At 60.1% G+C, this 18,463-nt stretch carries 18 protein-coding genes and 1 pseudogene; 11 read left to right on the forward strand and 8 right to left on the reverse strand.

Annotated elements, in window-relative coordinates:
- Positions 1 to 95 precede the first annotated feature (95 nt).
- From BT119_RS25115 to BT119_RS25125, 3 genes are all read right to left on the reverse strand, one after another.
- On the reverse strand, positions 96 to 368 hold the full coding sequence (locus BT119_RS25115) for an oxidative damage protection protein (protein ID WP_002555777.1): 273 nt from the start codon (positions 366 to 368) through the stop codon (positions 96 to 98).
- Complete coding sequence (gene mutY / locus BT119_RS25120) at positions 365 to 1,432, reverse strand: A/G-specific adenine glycosylase (RefSeq protein ID WP_003372219.1); 1,068 nt, start codon at positions 1,430 to 1,432, stop codon at positions 365 to 367. Before mutY ends, BT119_RS25115 begins: the two co-directional genes overlap by 4 nt.
- 93 nt (positions 1,433 to 1,525) lie before the next feature.
- Positions 1,526 to 3,751, reverse strand: coding sequence for an AsmA family protein (locus tag BT119_RS25125; RefSeq protein WP_072367099.1), 2,226 nt, complete (start codon positions 3,749 to 3,751; stop codon positions 1,526 to 1,528).
- Positions 3,752 to 4,246: 495 nt separating this feature from the next.
- On the opposite strand from BT119_RS25125, the gene BT119_RS25135 reads away from it, so the two are divergent.
- The 8 genes from BT119_RS25135 to BT119_RS25170 all read left to right on the forward strand — a co-directional run bounded on the left by BT119_RS25135 (position 4,247) and on the right by BT119_RS25170 (position 11,470).
- Entirely contained in the window at positions 4,247 to 5,908 is a 1,662-nt protein-coding gene (locus tag BT119_RS25135) for an OFA family MFS transporter (protein ID WP_072367100.1), read from the forward strand.
- A gap of 216 nt (positions 5,909 to 6,124) precedes the next feature.
- Positions 6,125 to 7,324, forward strand: a complete 1,200-nt coding sequence (locus BT119_RS25140; RefSeq protein WP_003434710.1) for an amino acid aminotransferase — start codon at positions 6,125 to 6,127, stop codon at positions 7,322 to 7,324.
- Positions 7,325 to 7,417: 93 nt separating this feature from the next.
- The gene (hisB, locus tag BT119_RS25145; protein WP_002551454.1) at positions 7,418 to 8,011 is read left to right on the forward strand and encodes an imidazoleglycerol-phosphate dehydratase HisB; all 594 of its coding nucleotides are present in this window, start codon (positions 7,418 to 7,420) and stop codon (positions 8,009 to 8,011) included.
- The gene (hisH, locus tag BT119_RS25150) at positions 8,011 to 8,649 is read left to right on the forward strand and encodes an imidazole glycerol phosphate synthase subunit HisH (protein ID WP_003434704.1); all 639 of its coding nucleotides are present in this window, start codon (positions 8,011 to 8,013) and stop codon (positions 8,647 to 8,649) included. The genes hisB and hisH overlap by 1 nt, the downstream gene beginning before the upstream one ends.
- 4 nt (positions 8,650 to 8,653) lie before the next feature.
- Positions 8,654 to 8,914 (forward strand): DUF2164 domain-containing protein, encoded by a 261-nt coding sequence (locus BT119_RS25155; protein WP_003342219.1) that lies wholly within the window; start codon positions 8,654 to 8,656, stop codon positions 8,912 to 8,914.
- Positions 8,915 to 9,001: 87 nt separating this feature from the next.
- Entirely contained in the window at positions 9,002 to 9,739 is a 738-nt protein-coding gene (gene hisA, locus BT119_RS25160; protein ID WP_003372206.1) for a 1-(5-phosphoribosyl)-5-[(5-phosphoribosylamino)methylideneamino]imidazole-4-carboxamide isomerase, read from the forward strand.
- 19 nt (positions 9,740 to 9,758) lie between these two features.
- Positions 9,759 to 10,529 carry an imidazole glycerol phosphate synthase subunit HisF gene (gene hisF / locus BT119_RS25165; RefSeq protein ID WP_002551458.1) on the forward strand — a complete coding sequence of 257 codons (771 nt, stop codon included), beginning with the start codon at positions 9,759 to 9,761 and terminating at the stop codon, positions 10,527 to 10,529.
- 185 nt (positions 10,530 to 10,714) lie between these two features.
- Entirely contained in the window at positions 10,715 to 11,470 is a 756-nt protein-coding gene (locus BT119_RS25170; protein ID WP_044310206.1) for a substrate-binding periplasmic protein, read from the forward strand.
- A 13-nt stretch (positions 11,471 to 11,483) separates the two neighbouring features.
- On the opposite strand, the pseudogene BT119_RS25175 reads toward BT119_RS25170, so the two are convergent.
- From BT119_RS25175 to gpmI, 5 genes and pseudogenes are all read right to left on the reverse strand, one after another.
- Positions 11,484 to 11,732 (reverse strand): annotated as a pseudogene (locus BT119_RS25175) (serine protease); the annotation flags it as partial.
- A gap of 156 nt (positions 11,733 to 11,888) precedes the next feature.
- Positions 11,889 to 12,671 carry a divergent polysaccharide deacetylase family protein gene (locus tag BT119_RS25180; RefSeq protein WP_003434694.1) on the reverse strand — a complete coding sequence of 261 codons (783 nt, stop codon included), beginning with the start codon at positions 12,669 to 12,671 and terminating at the stop codon, positions 11,889 to 11,891.
- 3 nt (positions 12,672 to 12,674) lie between these two features.
- Entirely contained in the window at positions 12,675 to 14,012 is a 1,338-nt protein-coding gene (locus tag BT119_RS25185; protein WP_003372196.1) for a S41 family peptidase, read from the reverse strand.
- A gap of 33 nt (positions 14,013 to 14,045) precedes the next feature.
- A complete protein-coding gene (locus BT119_RS25190; RefSeq protein WP_072367102.1) occupies positions 14,046 to 15,371 on the reverse strand; it encodes a murein hydrolase activator EnvC family protein in 1,326 nt (441 codons plus the stop codon).
- A 153-nt stretch (positions 15,372 to 15,524) separates the two neighbouring features.
- Positions 15,525 to 17,057, reverse strand: coding sequence for a 2,3-bisphosphoglycerate-independent phosphoglycerate mutase (gene gpmI / locus BT119_RS25195; protein ID WP_044310202.1), 1,533 nt, complete (start codon positions 17,055 to 17,057; stop codon positions 15,525 to 15,527).
- A 156-nt stretch (positions 17,058 to 17,213) separates the two neighbouring features.
- Here gpmI and BT119_RS25200 point away from each other — a divergent pair, with 156 nt between their 5' ends.
- From BT119_RS25200 to secB, 3 genes are read left to right on the forward strand one after another with little or no spacing between them, the layout of a single operon-like run.
- Complete coding sequence (locus BT119_RS25200; protein WP_003318290.1) at positions 17,214 to 17,627, forward strand: rhodanese-like domain-containing protein; 414 nt, start codon at positions 17,214 to 17,216, stop codon at positions 17,625 to 17,627.
- A 2-nt stretch (positions 17,628 to 17,629) separates the two neighbouring features.
- On the forward strand, positions 17,630 to 17,881 hold the full coding sequence (gene grxC / locus BT119_RS25205; RefSeq protein ID WP_002551467.1) for a glutaredoxin 3: 252 nt from the start codon (positions 17,630 to 17,632) through the stop codon (positions 17,879 to 17,881).
- A 40-nt stretch (positions 17,882 to 17,921) separates the two neighbouring features.
- Positions 17,922 to 18,410 (forward strand): protein-export chaperone SecB, encoded by a 489-nt coding sequence (gene secB / locus BT119_RS25210; protein ID WP_003372189.1) that lies wholly within the window; start codon positions 17,922 to 17,924, stop codon positions 18,408 to 18,410.
- The last annotated feature ends 53 nt before the right edge of the window (positions 18,411 to 18,463 follow it).

Below are 18,463 nucleotides of genomic sequence, written 5' to 3' on the forward strand. Positions count from 1 at the left end.
GCGCATTAGACGTGTTTTTCAGGAGGTCGTCAAGCGTGTTTTTTAAAAAATTTGAATTATTACCGACGCTTACGACCTTCACTGCGTGAAACGCTTTATTTTTCGGGGGGAACGTAGCCTTCGGCCTGGGCGTATTCTTCGCCGGAGAGAAACTTGTCCATCTCGGTCTGGAGGAATTTACGGTCTTCGGCGTTCATCATGTTCAGGCGACGCTCGTTGATCAGCAGGGTCTGGTGTTTCTGCCAGTCGGCCCAGGCTTTCTGCGAGACGTGGTTGAAGATGTCCTCGCCCTTGGCGCCCGGATACGGGGCGCGTTCCAGGCCGGGCAGTTCTTCTTTGTATTTGCGGCACATTACGGTGCGGGTCATGACGACTCTCCTGCGTTCAATACGTCGGCTGCGCGTTTGAGCAGCTTTTTCACCGGGGCGGCAAGGCCCAGGCGTGGCGGGGTGGCGAGGTTATACCAGAGCCAGTCGGCCTCGGCCACGTGATCGGTGGACTCCTGGACCTTGACCAGCCAGGGTTCGATGCTCAACTGGAAGTGGCTGAAAGTGTGGATCAGCCCCGGCAGTTCATGGTGCTCGCCCAGTTGCAGCGCGTGTTGGGTGGCCAGGTGCTGAAGGTCATCGAAGTCATCCAGTTCCGGCAGGCTCCACAGGCCGCCCCACAAGCCGCTGGAAGGGCGACGATAAAGCAGGATCGCGCCGTCTTCGTTGGCGAGCATCGGCATGAGCGTGCGTTTCTGCGGCACGGTCTTGCGCGGCTTGGGGATCGGGTAGCGCGTTTCCAGGCCTAGCATGTGCGCCTCACAACTGCGCTCCAGCGGGCAGAGCAGGCAGCTCGGTTTGCTGCGGGTGCAGAGTGTAGCCCCCAGGTCCATCATCGCCTGGGTGTAGTTGTTGACCCGGCGGTGCGGCGTGAAGCGTTCAGCGGTGGCCCACAGCTGCTTGGCCACCTTGGGTTCGCCAGGGTAGCCCTCTTGCGCGGTGAAGCGCGCCAGCACGCGTTTGACGTTGCCATCGAGGATCGGCGCGCGAATGCCCATGCTCAGGCTGGCAATCGCGCCTGCGGTGGACAGGCCGATGCCGGGCAGCAGAATGAGTTTTTCTACATCGCGGGGAAACTCGCCGCCATGGTCGGCGACCACGATTTTTGCCGTTTTCTGCAGGTTGCGGGCGCGGGTGTAGTAACCCAGCCCGGTCCACAGGTGCAGCACTTCGTCCTCGGGCGCGTCGGCCAGCGCCTGCACGGTCGGCAGGGCCTCCATGAAGCGGTCGAAGTAATTCAGAACGGTGCTGACCTGGGTCTGCTGCAGCATGATTTCCGACACCCAGACCCGGTAAGGCGTAATGTCTTGTTGCCAGGGCAGGTCATGTCGGCCATGACGGTCGTACCAGTCCAGCACGGCGCTGGAGAATTGTTCGGGTTGCATGGCCTGGAGGGCTCTCGTCTGGATATGGGTGGTGATATGAACGGTCGTGCCAGCGGAGCGCCGCGAGGGCGCTCCTGAGCAGTTCACGTTGCCCTAGCGCTTGAACAGTCCCTTGAGGGCGTCCTTGAGCTCGGGGCTGACCTTGTCACCGAGTTTGTCGTTCAGCTTGTCCTCGAGCTTCTCGCTGATCCGGTCGCCCGCCAGTTTCGCAGCGATCTGGCCGACACCTTCCTTGTCCAGACGGCAAGCCTTGGCGCCCAGTTCCAGAGGGCCGCGGCACTGCACCGGCCACTCGATGCCGACAAAGCGCGGATTGATCTCGCAGGCCGGGTCCGGCATATCGCTCTTGTCGCCTTCGACGATGATGCCGACGCGGTAATTCATGCCCAGTACGCGCAGGTCGACGTCGCCGTTACCGTTGACGGCCATTCCCGGCGTACGAACCTTGAGGTCCGGATTGCTGGCCACGCCGTTGCGTATCACCAGATTGCCGTTGAGCTGCTGGAAAGGGGTGTCCTTGGCGCGCGGTTCGCCGCTAAGCGTCTTGCGGTTGAGGATCGAAATACCCTTGCACAGCTGCTGCTCCAGGTTGGCATTGACCAGTACGCCGTTATTGAGCGCAAAACTGGCGGTGCCGTTCAGGCTGTCGATCAGGGCTTTTTCGCTGTTGCCTGTGCCGGTCAGGTTGCTGTCGAGGTTCAGCAGGCCACGCACTGGCGGCGTCTGGCCCTGGCTTTCCAGAATGCGTTCGACCGGTACTTTGGCAATGCGCGTCTGCACCGTGGCCACAGGCGTGTCCGGACGCGCATCCAGATTGCCCTTGACCTCGAAGTTGCCGTTGTACAGGTCGCCACTCAACGTATCGACCTTGATAAGGCCACCGTTGGCCTGGGTCTTGAACGCTGCGTTGTCGATGGGCAGTTTGTTCAGGGTCAGTTTGCCGAAGCTCAGGTCAGCCTCGACATCCAGCGTACGCAAGCGCTCCAGCGGCAGCAGCCTGGCAGTGCTCCAGGCGGCCTTGGTCGGTTGTTCGGGCAGCGGTGAATCACCCGCAGCAGCGGCGGCTTCACCGGACTGAACCTCGGATTTGCGCGCGGCCTTGGCACCTTTGCTTTCTTCGCTCTCAGCCGGACGATAGCGGTCGGCGTCGAAGGTATCGCCCTTGAGCTGGACACGCAGCGCCTGTTTGGCGAAGTCGTCCACGGCGATGCGACCCGTGAAGGTGCTGTCGTCGACTTTCAGGTTGAGGTTGTCCAGCGCAAGGCTGGTAGGCGTACCCGCCAGGCGCGTGACCATTTCAACCTTGCTCAGCGCGCCCTCGGACATGGCTGGCAACGGCTGACCGATGTTCTCGAAGAACGCGCGCAGATCGAGCTGGGCAATGGACAGGCCGCCGCTGATCTGTGGCGTTTTGTCCAGATCGCGGGCGCGCAGTTCGCCGAGTGCACGCAACTGGTTGGCCGAGACTTTGAGGCTGTTCCATTCAGCGATATTGGCAGCCAGGTCAACGAGCAACTGGCCCTGCGCCGAGAAGGTCACGGTCTTGCCTTGCAGCGGCTCGCCGGCGACTTCACCGGACAGGCGCATGTCTTCGAATTGATAACGCTTGAGCACGCGGTCCATGCGCAGCTCGCCGACCAGCTCGGTCTTGGCGCGCACGACGGGCTGGTTGGTGCTTAGAAAGGCCGTCAGTTTGATCGGGATATCGGACGCCTCACGAATCGGCCCGGTACTCAGCTGAATGCTCTCGGCCATGAAGGTCCTGCCTTTTCGGGCATCGCTGTAATCCACGCGGGCGTTGTTGACGGTCAGGCTGTCGATATCCAGGCGGATCGGCTGGGAAGGGCGATCCGTTTTGGGCGCGTCCGGAGCCGGGGCAGGTGTTGTCTCGCCAGATGTTTCAGTGCTTGCCACGGCAGGCTTGCCGATGTCTTCCCAGTTGCCATGACCGTTTTCATCGCGATGCAGGGTCAGGTTCAGGCCTTCGACGCGAATGTCGCTCATCTGTACCTGGCGACGAAGCAATGGCAGGACGCGTACGGACATGCCGAGCATCTGCACATCGGCGAACGGCTGATCGGGAGCGGTCAGGGTGGCGACATGGGCGTCGTGCAATTCCAGGCCGAGCCAGGGAAACAGGCTCCAGCCGATATCGCCGTTGAGCGTCAGCTCGACGTTGGCCTTGTCGCGTGCCAGCTGGCGAATCTCGTCTTTGTAGTCGTTGGGATCAAACAGGTGGGTCAGGGCGAAGCCGAGAGCCACGATGATCAGCAACAACCCGAGAATAAACAGCCCCAGGATTTTGCCGAACGCTTTCATGGGCGAGTCCTTGTGTCGATGTTCAAAAATAGCCCACGAGTATACCGCTCTGACGAGCCTGTCGGGCTGCGGATACCGTTATTGCTGTCCGGTCTACGGTTCAAGACGCTGGCACCGTGCGCCACTACGCCTGAGAGCAGATGAAAAATGTGCGTCGCCTCGTCTCGATATATCTTCCGAATCTTCGGGCACCGGCCGAACAGCCACACAGGTGCGCCCAACTAAGTCCAAAGCAGCTTTTCGATAATGCTTAATTGGTTGCATCTATGGCTCGATAGAGCACGTGGATTAACGTGTGAAAATAGATAATAAAAAGCATGTAGCGAGATGCTTATTTGCCATCAGACAGTGATAGTCTCCGTTTTTGCTGGCTAGGGTGCGTCTTTTTGTCACGTATCCGGATAACCTGCCGATAAAACAGACATGGCCGCTCGGCACTGAGTCTGTGGCGGACCAGCGGACCATCTGCGAGCTTCACACATTGGGGTAATTATAATGAGCACAAGCACAGCCTTGGGCGGCGCAGCCGTTCAACCTGCGTTCTTGTCCAAAGAGCGCATTATCGCCAAGCCAGGTTTCAACCGTTGGCTTGTTCCACCTGCAGCACTGGCCATCCATCTTTGTATCGGTATGGCTTACGGCTTCTCGGTATTCTGGTTGCCGCTGTCGAAGGCTATCGGTGTTACGGCACCTGTCGCTTGCACACCGGACATGGGTTTTTTCGCGCAGATGTTCGCGTCGACCTGTGACTGGCAGATCTCCATGCTGGGCTGGATCTACACGGTGTTTTTCATCTTCCTGGGTTGCTCGGCTGCCATTTGGGGTGGCTGGCTGGAGCACGCAGGTCCACGCAAGGCGGGTGTGGTTTCGGCACTTTGCTGGTGTGGTGGCTTGCTGATTTCCGCACTGGGCATTTATACGCACCAGATCTGGCTGATGTGGCTGGGCTCGGGCGTGATCGGCGGTATCGGTCTGGGGTTGGGCTATATCTCCCCGGTGTCGACCCTGATCAAGTGGTTCCCGGATAAGCGCGGCATGGCGACCGGCATGGCGATCATGGGCTTTGGCGGCGGCGCGATGGTGGGTGCACCGCTGGCTACGGCTCTGATGGGTCACTTCGCTTCGGCTGAAAGCGTGGGCGTATGGCAGAGCTTCGTGGTGATGGCGGTGATTTACTTCATCTTCATGATCGGCGGTGCACTGGGCTACCGCGTTCCGCCAACCGGCTGGAAGCCTGAGGGCTGGACCGCTCCGGCTGCCAAGGCCAAGAACTCGATGATCACCAACCGTCACGTGCACGTCAGCGTGGCCTGGAAGACACCGCAGTTCCGTCTGGTCTGGCTGGTGCTGTGCCTGAACGTATCGGCCGGTATCGGCATCCTGGGCATGGCTTCGCCGCTGCTGCAGGAAGTCTTCGCTGGCAAACTGCTGGGCGTCGACCTGACCTTCAGCCAGCTCAATGCCGACCAGCTGAAAGCCATTGCTGCGATCGCAGCCGGCTTCACGGGTCTGTTGAGTCTGTTCAACATCGGCGGTCGTTTCTTCTGGGCTTCGTGCTCGGACTTCATCGGTCGCAAGGCAACCTACTTCGTATTCTTCGCACTGGGCTTCCTACTTTATGCGTCGGTTCCGACCCTGAGCCATATGGGTAGCATCGCGCTGTTCGTGGCCGCGTTCTGCATCGTGCTGTCGATGTACGGTGGCGGTTTTGCGACAGTTCCGGCTTATCTGGCTGACCTGTTCGGTACGCAGATGGTCGGCGCGATCCACGGTCGTCTGCTGACTGCCTGGGCTGCGGCCGGTGTGCTCGGCCCGGTATTGGTCAACTACCTGCGTGAGTACCAACTCGCCCACGGTGTTGCACGTGCCGATGCCTATGACATCACCTTGTACATCCTCTCGGGTCTGCTGGTGCTGGGCTTTATCTGCAACCTGCTGATTCGTCCGGTTGCCGACAAGTATTTCATGACCGACGCCGAGCTGGCGGCTGAACAAGCCATCGGTCACGACAAGGGTGCCAACGCCACGACTTCGCTGGAGTGGAAAGCATCCGCAGGCAGCAAGCCGCTGGTCATCGCCGCCTGGCTGGCCGTAGGCATCCCGCTGGCGTGGGGCGTCTGGATTACCCTGCAAAAAACCGCAGTGCTGTTCCACTAAAAGCCTGCCGGTAACAGAAAAGCGCTTGCACCTCGGTGCAGGCGCTTTTTTTTGCCTGGGTTTTTGGTGCGCTGCGCTTTTGATCATCGCGTCCGGATTTTATTCGTCGCGATAGTCATATTCAGTTGACCCTATGTACTCGATGCACTGCCCGTTCCGGTGCATACGCTGCTACATTAGTCAGCCCTGATTTTATTGCCTGAAGGAGTTGTTTGCATGCTAGCCCACGTGGAGTCATACGCCGGTGATCCGATCCTTTCGCTGATGGAGACCTTTGGCAAGGACTCGCGTGCGGACAAGGTCAATCTGAGCATCGGTCTGTATTACGACGCACAGGGCCGCATTCCGCAATTGGCCTGTGTAGCAACGGCGCAACAGCAACTGGCCGAAGGCGAGCAGGCAGCGTCCGTGTACCTGCCGATGGAAGGCCTGGCGGCGTATCGGCAGGCGGTGCAAACCCTGTTGTTCGGTGCCGATCACCCGCTGGTTCAGGCAGGCCGTGTGGCCACCATTCAAACCGTGGGCGGCTCGGGGGCACTCAAGATAGGTGCCGATTTCCTCAAGTATGCGTTTCCGGACTCGCAGGTCTGGGTCAGCGACCCGACCTGGGAAAACCATAACGCGCTGTTCGGCGGGGCGGGCTTCAAGGTCAACGCGTACCCGTACTTCGATGCCCAGACGGGTGGCGTGAGGTTCGAGGCCATGCTCGACACGGTGCAGGGGCTGCCGGCGCAGAGCATCCTCCTGCTGCACCCGTGCTGCCATAACCCGACCGGTGCCGATCTGACGGTGGCGCAATGGGACCGCCTGATCGAAGTGATCAAGGATCGTCAGCTCATTGCGTTCCTGGATATCGCCTATCAGGGTTTCGGCAAAGGCATGGACGAAGACGCCTATGCCATCCGGGCGATGGCCAACGCAGGTATCACAACGCTGGTCAGTAACTCGTTCTCGAAAATCTTCTCGCTGTATGGCGAGCGGGTAGGCGGGCTGTCGGTGGTCTGTGAAGACGCGGCCTCCGCTGCCAACGTATTCGGCCAGCTCAAGGCGACCGTGCGCCGCAACTACTCCAGCCCGCCTGCACATGGCGCGTTTCTGGTGTCGAAAGTGCTCAACACACCGCACTTGCGCGAGCAGTGGCTGGGCGAAGTCGAGGCCATGCGTCTGCGTATCATCGACATGCGCACGCGTCTGGTCGAGGTGCTGGCGCAGAAGGTCTCCGGCCACGATTTCAGCTTTATCCTCAGGCAGAACGGGATGTTCAGCTACACCGGTCTGACCCCGCAGCAAGTCGATGAACTGAAAGATGTTCACGGCATTTACATGCTGCGCAGTGGTCGGGTATGCATGGCCGGTTTGAATGAAGGGAATATCGACAAGGTATGTAACGCAATCGCGAGCCTCTTCGCCCGTTAAATACCCTGCTGGTCGTCTGTTTGCTTCATGGCGGGCGCTTCTGGGCCTATAATGCTCGCCTTTTTTTCGCCCAATGATTTTGCGGAGCTGGTGATGGCCGAACGTAAGGCGTACGTCGAGCGCAATACTCTGGAAACCCAGATCAAAGCCTCGATCAACCTGGATGGTACCGGAAAGGCCCGATTCGATATCGGCGTGCCTTTTCTTGAGCACATGCTCGACCAGATCGCCCGGCACGGGCTGATCGATCTGGACATCGAATGCAAGGGTGACCTGGCAATCGACGACCACCACACGGTGGAAGACGTCGGCATCACCGTGGGCCAGGCGTTCAGCCAGGCGATCGGCGACAAGAAGGGCATTCGTCGTTACGGCCACGCCTACGTGCCGCTCGACGAAGCGCTGTCGCGCGTGGTCATCGATTTCTCCGGGCGTCCGGGCCTGCAGATGCATGTGCCGTACACCCGCGCCACTGTAGGCGGCTTCGACGTGGACCTGTTTCAGGAGTTCTTCCAGGGCTTCGTTAACCACGCGAACGTGACGCTGCACATCGACAACCTGCGTGGCACCAACACTCACCACCAGATCGAGACCGTGTTCAAGGCTTTCGGTCGTGCGCTGCGCATGGCGGTCGAGCTGGATGAGCGTATGGCCGGACAGATGCCATCGACCAAGGGTGTGCTCTGATGCAGACAGTTGCGGTCATCGATTACGGTATGGGCAACCTGCACTCTGTCGCCAAGGCGCTGGAGCATGTGGGCGCAGGCCGTGTGCTGATTACCAGTGACGCCAAGGTGATTCGCGAAGCCGACCGCATCGTTTTTCCGGGTGTGGGCGCGATTCGCGACTGCATGGCCGAGATTCGCCGTCTGGGCTTTGATTCGCTGGTCAGGGAAGTCAGCCAGGACCGTCCGTTTCTGGGGATCTGCGTCGGTATGCAGGCGTTGCTCGACAGCAGCGAGGAGAACGGCGGTGTGGACTGCATCGGCATGTTTCCTGGCCAGGTAAAGTTTTTCGGCAAGGACCTGCACGAAGAGGGCGAGCACCTGAAAGTGCCGCACATGGGCTGGAACCAGGTCGCTCAGGCGGTGGATCACCCGCTGTGGCATGACATTCCTGATCAGGCGCGTTTCTACTTCGTGCACAGTTTCTATATCGATGCCGCCAATCAGCGTCAGGTGGTCGGACGTGGTCACTACGGCCTCGATTTCGCCGCTGCGCTGGCCGACGGTTCGCGTTTTGCGGTGCAATTCCACCCTGAAAAGAGCCACACCCACGGCCTGCAGTTGCTGCAGAACTTCGCCGCCTGGGATGGTCGCTGGTAAGCGCATGAGCAAAGCCAAGGGCAAGCCACCGATTCTGACCCTCTCGCCCGAGCACGAGCAACAGGCGATCGACAAGCTCAAGCGCCTGTTCGCAGAGCGCTTCGAGCTGGACCTGGGCTCGTTCGAAGTGGCTGAAGTCCTCGAGCTGTTCACGCGCGAGATTGCCCCGCACTACTACAATCGCGCCATTTTCGATGTTCAGCAGCAGCTCAAGGAGCGCTTCGAGAGCATCGAAAGTGACTTGTGGGCACTCGAAAAAAATTAGCTAGAAAGCAGCTGCACGCATCAAGCAGCGAGAATGGGTGAGTGCGCATCGTTGCAGCTTGCCGCTCTTTTTGACCAAGGAAAAAGCATGCTGATTATCCCCGCTATCGATCTCAAGGACGGCGCCTGCGTCCGTCTGCGTCAGGGCCGGATGGAAGATTCCACGGTGTTCTCCGATGACCCGGTGGCCATGGCCGCCAAATGGGTCGAGGGTGGTTGCCGCCGTCTGCATCTGGTCGATCTGAACGGTGCGTTCGAAGGTCAGCCGGTCAATGGTGATGTGGTCACGGCCATCGCCCGACGCTACCCGAACCTGCCGATCCAGATCGGTGGTGGCATCCGTTCGCTGGAAACCATCGAGCATTACGTCAAGGCGGGCGTGAGCTACGTCATCATCGGCACCAAGGCCGTCAAAGAGCCCGAGTTCGTGGCCGAAGCCTGCCGTGCGTTCCCCGGCAAGGTGATTGTCGGTCTGGATGCCAAGGACGGTTTCGTCGCCACCGACGGCTGGGCTGAAGTCAGCTCGGTGCAGGTCATTGATCTGGCCAAGCGTTTCGAAGCCGATGGCGTGTCGGCCATTGTCTACACCGACATCGCCAAAGACGGCATGATGCAGGGCTGTAACATCCCGTTCACCGCGGCATTGGCGGCTGCCACGCGGATCCCGGTGATCGCCTCGGGTGGTATCCATAACCTGGGCGACATCCAGGCGCTGCTGAATGCGAAGGCTCCGGGCATCATCGGCGCGATCACCGGCCGTGCGATTTACGAAGGCACGCTGGATGTGGCCGAAGCTCAGGCGCTCTGCGACCGCGAACAACGCTGAACAGCTGGAGATTGACCCTGTGGCCCTAGCCAAACGCATCATCCCTTGCCTGGACGTCGACAACGGTCGAGTGGTCAAGGGCGTCAAGTTCGAGAACATCCGGGACGCAGGCGATCCGGTGGAAATCGCTCGTCGTTACGATGAGCAGGGCGCCGACGAAATCACCTTCCTCGACATCACCGCCAGCGTCGATGGCCGCGACACTACGCTGCATACCGTCGAGCGCATGGCCAGTCAGGTGTTCATCCCGCTGACCGTTGGTGGCGGCGTGCGCACCGTGCAGGACATCCGCAACCTGCTCAACGCCGGTGCCGACAAGGTCTCGATCAACACGGCCGCGGTGTTCAACCCCGAGTTCGTCGGTGAGGCCGCCGCGCGTTTCGGGTCGCAGTGCATCGTGGTCGCTATCGACGCCAAGAAGGTCTCCGGTCCGGGCGAAACCCCGCGCTGGGAAATCTTCACCCACGGCGGGCGCAAACCCACCGGGCTGGACGCGGTGCTCTGGGCGAAAAAGATGGAAGACCTGGGCGCTGGCGAGATCCTGCTGACCAGCATGGACCAGGACGGCATGAAAAACGGCTTCGACTTGGGCGTCACCCGCGCCATCAGCGATGCGCTGGGTATTCCGGTGATTGCTTCGGGTGGCGTCGGCAACCTCGAGCACTTGGCTGCCGGTGTCATCGAGGGCCACGCCAGCGCTGTGCTGGCGGCGAGTATCTTCCACTTTGGCGAATACACGGTCCCTGAAGCCAAGGCCTACATGGCCAGCCGCGGGATTGTCGTGCGCTGAGTCACGGCGCATGAAAGCGGGCGCCGCTTGTTTCAGGCCAAGGGTTTGAAACAGCCGGCGCTCGCTTTGTTTCAGCCCTGTGGCATTCGAATATTGCCTGTAAGCGACATCGCCGGACAGCGCGCTAGACAGTGCGCCGGGTTCACGGCACTCTGCATGCGTCGTTCACGATCGAGTGCCGGAACATGTTCAAACGCCTATTGCTTGCACTGATCGGGATCGGTGTCTTGTCGAGTGAAGGTGTCCGGGCCAGCGAGTCGACGCCTTATTCCATGGTGTTGCTGACCGAGAACTTTCCGCCGTTCAACATGGCGGTCGACGGCAAGAATTTCGCCCAGGAAAACAACATTGACGGTATCGCCGCCGAAGTGGTGCGCGAGATGTTCAAGCGCGCCAATATCGGCTACAGCATGACGCTGCGCTTTCCGTGGGACCGAGTCTACAAACTGGCCCTGGAAAAGCCCGGTTACGGCGTGTTTTCCACCACCCGCCTGCCCGAACGTGAAAACCTCTTCAAATGGGTCGGCCCGGTAGGTTCCTACGACTGGATCATGTTGGCGCGCGGCGACAGCCCGATCACCTTGACGTCGCTGGAGCAGGCCAGGGATTACCGCATCGGGGCCTACAAAGGCGATGCCATTGGCGAGCGCCTTAGAACCATGGGCTTGAACCCGATCCTGATGTTGCGTGACCGCGACAACGTGAAAAAACTCGCCAACGGCCAGATCGACCTGTGGGCGGTAGGCGATCCGGTTGGCCGCTATCTGGCGAAGCTGGAAGGCGTCACCGGCTTCAAGACAGCGCTGCGGTTCAACAGCGCCGAACTTTACCTGGCGGTCAACAAGAGCACGCCTGACGAGGTCGTCAGACGCCTGCAAAAGGCCCTCGATCAGATGCGCGCTGAAGGCTGGGTCGATGCCGCCAAGGCGCGCTATCAGTAACCGCTCAGCCCGCTGCGGGCGCGTCAGGCGGGCTGTCGACGCTTCGGCTATCGATCAGCGTCGCCGTGCAGTTTGACCCTGACCGGGTGTTGATACGGCCGACGCCGTTCCAGTGGTCGTGCGAGCCGTCGGCGTTGAGCAGGGCTATCGAAGGTGTGAGAGCCATTAGCCCTTCGCCCGGGTCTGCAGCAGGTGTGGCGTGGATGGAAAAAGGCGCCAGTGCTGCAACGCAGCACGCCCCCGTCATCATGGTCGGTTTCATCATCAATCCCTGATAAATGTGTCTTGGCCTCCGTCATTGAGGCACCTTCCTTTAAGTCGGAATTGACACGTTCATCAAGGCTGAGACGCTGATGGACACGGAAAGCAGATTTGCCGGACCTGGCGTATGGAAAGTGCTGACGTGGAAGAGGTGCGATCAGCGATAAATCCCATTCTTGCCATGCGCCGCACTCGCCTGATTGCCGCGTTCGCCGATCATGCTGCGCAGGTCGATCCATTCGACGCCCTGAGCCTTGAGGTTGGGCAGTTCGCGCTCCAGTACATCCAGCGTGACAGGGTAGGGGTGGCCGATAACCACGGCCGAGCCATATTTGCGGGCAATTTTTATCGCGGTCTGCAATTGGCGGGTGATGGCTTCTGCGGTGCGTTCGTCGTCCAGGAATACGTCACGCGAGACGCTGGCCAGCCCGATACGCTGCGCTTCGGCGGCGGCCACGGTTTTCGCGCTGGTGCGGCTGTCGACGAAAAACAGGTGACGACGCTGTAGCTCGGCCATCAGCCAGGTCATGGCGACCGGCTCGGCGGTCATCCGGCTGCCCATGTGGTTGTTGATACCGGCTGCATACGGCACCTTCAGCAGGGCAGCATTGAGACGGCTTTCCAGCTCAGGCAGTGGCAGTTCGGGGTGCCAGGCGTAAGGGCCGGTCGCGGGGTCCATGGGCATGTGCAGCATGACCGTTTTGCCTGCGCGATGGGCCTGGCGGGCAAACTCGGTGGCGTGCGGGGTGTCGGGCATGATCGCCAGAGTAACCGGGCCGGGAAGCGCCAGTGTGCGGCTGTCGCGCTGCGGATTCTGGCCCAGGTCGTCGATGATCAGGCTAAGGTAGGCCTTGGGCGGTTTGCCGCTGCTCTCTGCCGGCGCTGCATGGGCAGCGCCAGTGATCGAGAGGGTCAGCAGCAACAGAGCGAGAAAGCGCATCCGTCAATTGCCGCGGGTGATACTCAGCCCCTTCAGCAGGCTGAGCGCCTGGCTGAGCTGGAAGTCGTCATCCTGCGGACGCGCCTTGGCGGCTGCGCCACCCTTGACGGTCGGTTTGTCCGCGCCGCCGTTGCCATTGCCTAGGTGACCCAGCAGGTCGGCTTCCTTGTAGTTCTCGCCGTCTGCTTCGCTGGTGACCTTGGCCCGACGTACCACGATGTCCGGGTTGATGCCCTGGGCCTGGATCGAGCGGCCGTTCGGCGTGTAGTACAACGCGGTGGTGATCTTCAGGGCGCGATCGTTGTTCAGCGGCAGAACGGTCTGCACCGAGCCTTTGCCGAAGGTGTCAGTGCCCATCAGGATGCCGCGTTTCTGGTCTTGCAGGGCGCCGGCAACGATTTCCGATGCCGAGGCGCTGCCGCCGTTGATCAGTACTACCAGAGGCACGCCTTCACTGGCGTCTGCCGGGTCTGCCGAGAAGCGCAATTCGGAGTTGGCGATGCGGCCTTTGGTGTAGACGATCAGGCCCTTTGTGAGGAAGTGATCCGCCACCTGCACCGCCGATTGCAGCACGCCGCCCGGGTTGTTGCGCAGGTCGAGAATCAGGCCGCTCATCTTCTTGCCGTTGTCCTTGCGGAATTTGGCCAGTGCCTTGCCGACTTCGTCACCAGTCTTGACCTGGAACTGGGTGATGCGGATATAGCCGTAGCCATTTTCCAGCATCTGCGCCTTGACGCTCTTGACCTGAATGGTCGCCCGCGCCAGGGTCACGTCAAACGGCGTACCGCCATCGCGGACCAGCGTCAGGGTGATCTTTTCACCGATCTTGCCGCGCATCTTGTCGACCGCTTCCTGCATATTCTGGCCCTGGGTCGGCGTACCGTTGATCTTCACGATCAGGTCGCCTGCCTCGATGCCAGCCTTGGAAGCCGGTGTGTCGTCGATTGGCGAAACCACCTTGACGAAACCGTCTTCGACGCCGACTTCGATGCCCAGCCCACCGAACTCGCCGCTGGTGCTTTCCTGCAGCTCCTGGAAATCTTCCGGGCCAAGATAGGCGGAGTGCGGATCAAGATTGCTGAGCATGCCCTTGATGGCGTTCTCCAGCAGGGTCTTGTCGTCGACCGGCTCCACGTAGGCCGCCTTGACCCGGTCCATGACCTCGGCAAAGGTGCGCAACTCGTCGAGCGGCAGCGGTGGCTTTGCGGTGGTATTGGTTTTGGCGGGCGAGACTGCTGCAGGCGTGGCTGGCGCGGTCTTTTCGGCAGCTTGCGCCAGCGGCGCGCCGATAACGATGGCAATTGCCAGGGCCAGCGAGGTGAGGCGGGACAAATGCAGCATGTCTAACGAACTCCTACAGATATTGACGCCGACTTATCCTTGAGTGCGGCACCATTGGGCCGGATCGCTGGGGCGACCCTGCTGACGAATAGCAAAGTACAACGCTGCCGTGTCCTGACCGCCACTATTGCCGACCGTGGAAATCGCTTCACCGGCTTTTACAATGTCACCTGCCGACTTGAGCAGGCTCTGGTTGTGCCCGTAAAGGGTCAGATAACCGTTGCCATGGTCGAGAATGACCAGAAGCCCGGCACCGCGCAACCAGTCGGCGAACACCACTCGTCCGCCATGCACGGCACGCACCTGGCTTCCGGCTGCGGCGCTGATCATGACGCCGTCCCATTTGGTCCGTTCGTCATCACCGCGGGCTTCACCGAAACGCGCAAGCAGTCGACCATCGATAGGCCATGGAAGTTTTCCCCTGGCCTCTGCAAAAGATCCGCCGTAGGAAACTCCGGCACTGGAAACGACTGCGCCGGGGGCTTTGACCGGGCGACGCGGTGCCGGTTCATCATCGCTTTTACTGCTGCTGTTGCTGCTGTTATTGCGGGCGACGGCTTCAGCTTCGCGCTGACGCTTTTCTTCCGCCTCGCGGGCTGCAACCAGCGCCTTCTGGCGAGCTTCTTCGGCTTCACGTGCCTGGCGGGCCAGGGTTTCTTCGATGGTCTTGAGGACCTTGGCCAGGTCGGCCTGATCCTGCTGACGGGCCTGCAGTTTCTGATCGCGGGCCTTGTAGTCCTGATTCAACTTGGCCAGCGCCTGTTGACGTTCCTGGCGAACCTTGGCCAGCTCTTCGCTCTGGCTGTCCAGGTTGCTTTTCTGCACCAGCAGTTGGGCCTGTTGCAGGTCGATGTCTTTTTCGACATTGGCCAGCTGGCGCAGGGTTTCATTGAAATTGCGTAGCTGCTCCAGGCGCGCCTGGCTCAGGTAATCGTAATACGTGAGGGTTCGGGCGAACTTCTCGGGGTGTTGCTGGTTGAGCAGCAGCTTGAGGTACTCCTGGCGGCCACTCTGGTAGGCGGCGCGGGCCTGGATGGCAATCAGGCGTTGCTGTTCAACACGGGCGCTGTTCAGTTTCTTTTTTTCACTGTCGAGCTTTTGCAGCTCGGTTTCCGTCTTTTTTAGTTCCTTTTGCAGGACCTCGACCTGCTTTTCCAACTTGCCCATTTCGGTTTCAGTGGTGCGCAGGTCCTTCTGGACGCCTGCACGTTCTTCCTGAAGCTTGCCCAGGACTTTTTGCAGCTCCGCCACATCCTGACGCGCAGCATCTATCTGTTTTTGGGTTTGCACACGCTCGTCTTCGGCAAACGCCGGATTGAGCAGGCAGATCAGAGCAAGGGCAATCAAGGCGCGAAGCATGTGGGTGGGCGATACCGAGGAATTGTGAGAAAAAATGTCAGGCCTAGTATGCCCGCCATGCGCTGCAAAAAAAACGCCTCGCAACCACTGCTTTGAGGCCTGAAACATAAAAAACCGGCCTTGCCTGATGGCTAAAGGCCGGTTTTGACCGGGTTACTCGTTCACAAGAATCGAGTGACCGGTCATTTCCTGCGGTTTCTCCATGCCCAGCAGATGCAGCATGGTCGGCGCGACATCGGCCAGAACGCCGCCTTGGCGGACTTTCAGCTGACGTTTGCCCACATAAACGAACGGTACCGGCTCGGAGGTGTGCGCGGTGTGCGCCTGGCCGGTGTGGTCGTCAGTCATTTGCTCGACGTTGCCGTGGTCAGCGGTGATAAGCGCTTCACCACCGACTTTTTCCAGCGCCTCGGTGATGCGCCCGACACACACGTCCAGGCATTCCACAGCCTTGATCGCGGCTTCCATGATCCCGCTGTGGCCAACCATGTCGCCGTTGGCGTAGTTGACGACGATCACGTCATAACGCTGATGTTCGATGGCATCGACAATTTTGTCGGTCACTTCCGGTGCGCTCATCTCAGGCTGCAAGTCGTAGGTGGCGACTTTCGGCGACGGGATCAGAATGCGCTCTTCACCCGGGAACGGTTCTTCACGGCCGCCGGAGAAGAAGAACGTGACGTGGGCGTATTTCTCGGTTTCGGCGATACGCAGCTGGGTCTTGCCGTTGGCCGCCAGGTACTCGCCCAGCACGTTTTTCAGGCTGCCTGCAGCAAAAGCGGACGGCGCAGGAATGCTGGCCGCGTATTGGGTCAGCATCACATAGTTGACCTTCGGCTGGCGGGCGCGCTCGAAGTCCTTGAAATCGTCTTCGACGAACACACGAGTCAGTTCACGGGCGCGGTCGGCGCGGAAGTTCATGAACACCACCGCATCGCCATCTTCCACGCGGGCGGCTCCGCCAATACGCGTGGCTTTGACGAACTCGTCGTTCTCGTCGCGTGCGTAGGCGGCTTCGAGCCCGGCAACGGCGCTGTCTGCGTGGAATTCGGCGGCACTGTCGACGATCAGGTTATAGGCAGACGAAACCCGGTCCCAGCGGTTGTCACGGTCCATGGCGAAGTAGCGGCCGACGATCGTGGCGGTACGGCCCTTACCCAGGCGGGCGAAGGTTGCGTCCATTAGCTCGAGGGATTTCTTCGCGCTGCGCGGTGGCGTGTCGCGACCGTCGAGGAAGGCGTGCAGGTAGATTTTTTCTGCACCGCGTTTGACCGCCAGTTCAGCCATCGCAACCAGATGATCCTGGTGGCTGTGCACGCCACCATCGGACAGCAGGCCCATGATGTGCACGGCCTTGCCGGCGCTGACGGCTTTATCCACGGCGGCGCAAATGGTCGGGTTTTCGAAGAACTCGCCATCGCGAATCGCTTTGGTCACCCGAGTGAAGTCCTGATACACCACACGCCCGGCCCCCAGGTTCATGTGCCCGACCTCGGAGTTGCCCATCTGCCCGTCCGGCAGACCGACATCCATGCCCGACCCGGAAATCAGGCCATTGGGCATGGTTTGGTAGAGACGATCCATGACCGGCATCTTCGCGGCCAGAATGGCATTGCCCTTGTGGCTTTCGCTGTGTCCGAAGCCATCCAGGATGATAAGAACCAGAGGTTTTGGCGTGGCAGTCATAGAACCCACTCGATGCTGATTGGATAAAGAGATGAACAAAGTACAAGGGAACGGCATTTTAAGGACAAGTTCAAACGGCGTCACTGCCGTACGGACTTTGGCCGACCTTGGCTGCTGTGTATACTGGCCGACATTTTAACGCCCTGGAACCTACTGATGGTTGCTCACCTGCTTGAATTCGCCACTAACCACTATTTGATCACCGGTGCCTTCGTCATTCTGCTGGGACTGCTGATTGCTTACGAAATGAGCAAGGGCGGCGCCAGCCTGAGCACTCGCGAGCTGACCGCACTGGTCAACAGCGATCAGGGCGTGGTCATCGACGTGCGCTCGAAAAAGGATTACACCGCAGGGCATATCGTCGGCTCCCTGAATTTCCCACAGGACAAGGTACTGACCCGTACCGCCGAACTGGAGAAATACAAGGACAAGACGTTGATCATAGTCGATGCAATGGGGCAGCATGCTGGCACCACCGCCCGCGAGCTGCTCAAGTCCGGCTTCAAGGCGGCCAAGCTGTCCGGCGGCATTTCCAGCTGGCGCGGCGATAACCTTCCTCTGGTGAAGTGAACATGGCTCAAGTCATCGTCTATTCCAGCGACTACTGCCCGTATTGCATACGTGCCAAACAGCTTCTGCAGAGCAAGAGCGTGGCCTTCGAGGAAATCCGCGTCGACGGCAAGCCGCAGCTGCGTGCCGAAATGACCAAGAAGGCCGGTCGTACTTCCGTACCGCAAATCTGGATCGGCTCGACCCACGTGGGCGGCTGCGATGACCTGTTTGCTCTGGAGCGTGCCGGCAAGCTCGATGCGCTGCTGGCCTGATATCCCTTAATCTTTCAGCCTAATCTGACAAGGATCCGAGATGACCGATCAACCGAACAACGACGCCGTTGCCAACGAAGAAAACGGCCCACAATTCTCCCTGCAGCGTATCTACGTTCGCGACCTGTCGTTCGAAGCGCCAAAAAGCCCGGCGATCTTCCGCCAGGAGTGGACGCCGACCGTCAGCCTGGACCTCAACACCCGTCAGAAGCAGCTGGAAGGCGATTTCTACGAAGTCGTGCTGACCCTGTCCGTGACCGTCAACAACGGCGACGAAGTTGCCTTCATCGTTGAAGTGCAACAGGCCGGTATCTTCCTGATCAAGGGCCTGGACGACGGCGCAATGAGCCACACCCTCGGCGCATTCTGCCCGAACATCCTGTTCCCTTACGCTCGCGAAGCCATCGACAACCTGGTCGTACGTGGCTCGTTCCCTGCGCTGATGCTGGCTCCGGTGAACTTCGACGCCCTGTACGCGCAAGAACTGCAACGCATGCAGGAAGCTGGCGAAACGCCGACTGTTCAGTAAGCGTTACCGCTGCAAAAAAAAAGCGCCTTTCAGGGCGCTTTTTTGTGTCTGTT

The sequence above is a fragment of the Pseudomonas sp. NFACC10-1 genome (assembly GCF_900119195.1).
GTDB lineage: Bacteria > Pseudomonadota > Gammaproteobacteria > Pseudomonadales > Pseudomonadaceae > Aquipseudomonas > Aquipseudomonas cerasi.

Coding starts and splice junctions, on each gene's coding strand:
- BT119_RS25115 (WP_002555777.1), bottom strand. CDS start 368: ATGACCCGCACCGTAATGTGCCGCAAATACAAAGAAGAACTGCCCGGC.
- mutY (WP_003372219.1), bottom strand. CDS start 1,432: ATGCAACCCGAACAATTCTCCAGCGCCGTGCTGGACTGGTACGACCGT.
- BT119_RS25125 (WP_072367099.1), bottom strand. CDS start 3,751: ATGAAAGCGTTCGGCAAAATCCTGGGGCTGTTTATTCTCGGGTTGTTG.
- BT119_RS25135 (WP_072367100.1), top strand. CDS start 4,247: ATGAGCACAAGCACAGCCTTGGGCGGCGCAGCCGTTCAACCTGCGTTC.
- BT119_RS25140 (WP_003434710.1), top strand. CDS start 6,125: ATGCTAGCCCACGTGGAGTCATACGCCGGTGATCCGATCCTTTCGCTG.
- hisB (WP_002551454.1), top strand. CDS start 7,418: ATGGCCGAACGTAAGGCGTACGTCGAGCGCAATACTCTGGAAACCCAG.
- hisH (WP_003434704.1), top strand. CDS start 8,011: ATGCAGACAGTTGCGGTCATCGATTACGGTATGGGCAACCTGCACTCT.
- BT119_RS25155 (WP_003342219.1), top strand. CDS start 8,654: ATGAGCAAAGCCAAGGGCAAGCCACCGATTCTGACCCTCTCGCCCGAG.
- hisA (WP_003372206.1), top strand. CDS start 9,002: ATGCTGATTATCCCCGCTATCGATCTCAAGGACGGCGCCTGCGTCCGT.
- BT119_RS25170 (WP_044310206.1), top strand. CDS start 10,715: ATGTTCAAACGCCTATTGCTTGCACTGATCGGGATCGGTGTCTTGTCG.
- BT119_RS25180 (WP_003434694.1), bottom strand. CDS start 12,671: ATGCGCTTTCTCGCTCTGTTGCTGCTGACCCTCTCGATCACTGGCGCT.
- BT119_RS25185 (WP_003372196.1), bottom strand. CDS start 14,012: ATGCTGCATTTGTCCCGCCTCACCTCGCTGGCCCTGGCAATTGCCATC.
- BT119_RS25190 (WP_072367102.1), bottom strand. CDS start 15,371: ATGCTTCGCGCCTTGATTGCCCTTGCTCTGATCTGCCTGCTCAATCCG.
- gpmI (WP_044310202.1), bottom strand. CDS start 17,057: ATGACTGCCACGCCAAAACCTCTGGTTCTTATCATCCTGGATGGCTTC.
- BT119_RS25200 (WP_003318290.1), top strand. CDS start 17,214: ATGGTTGCTCACCTGCTTGAATTCGCCACTAACCACTATTTGATCACC.
- grxC (WP_002551467.1), top strand. CDS start 17,630: ATGGCTCAAGTCATCGTCTATTCCAGCGACTACTGCCCGTATTGCATA.
- secB (WP_003372189.1), top strand. CDS start 17,922: ATGACCGATCAACCGAACAACGACGCCGTTGCCAACGAAGAAAACGGC.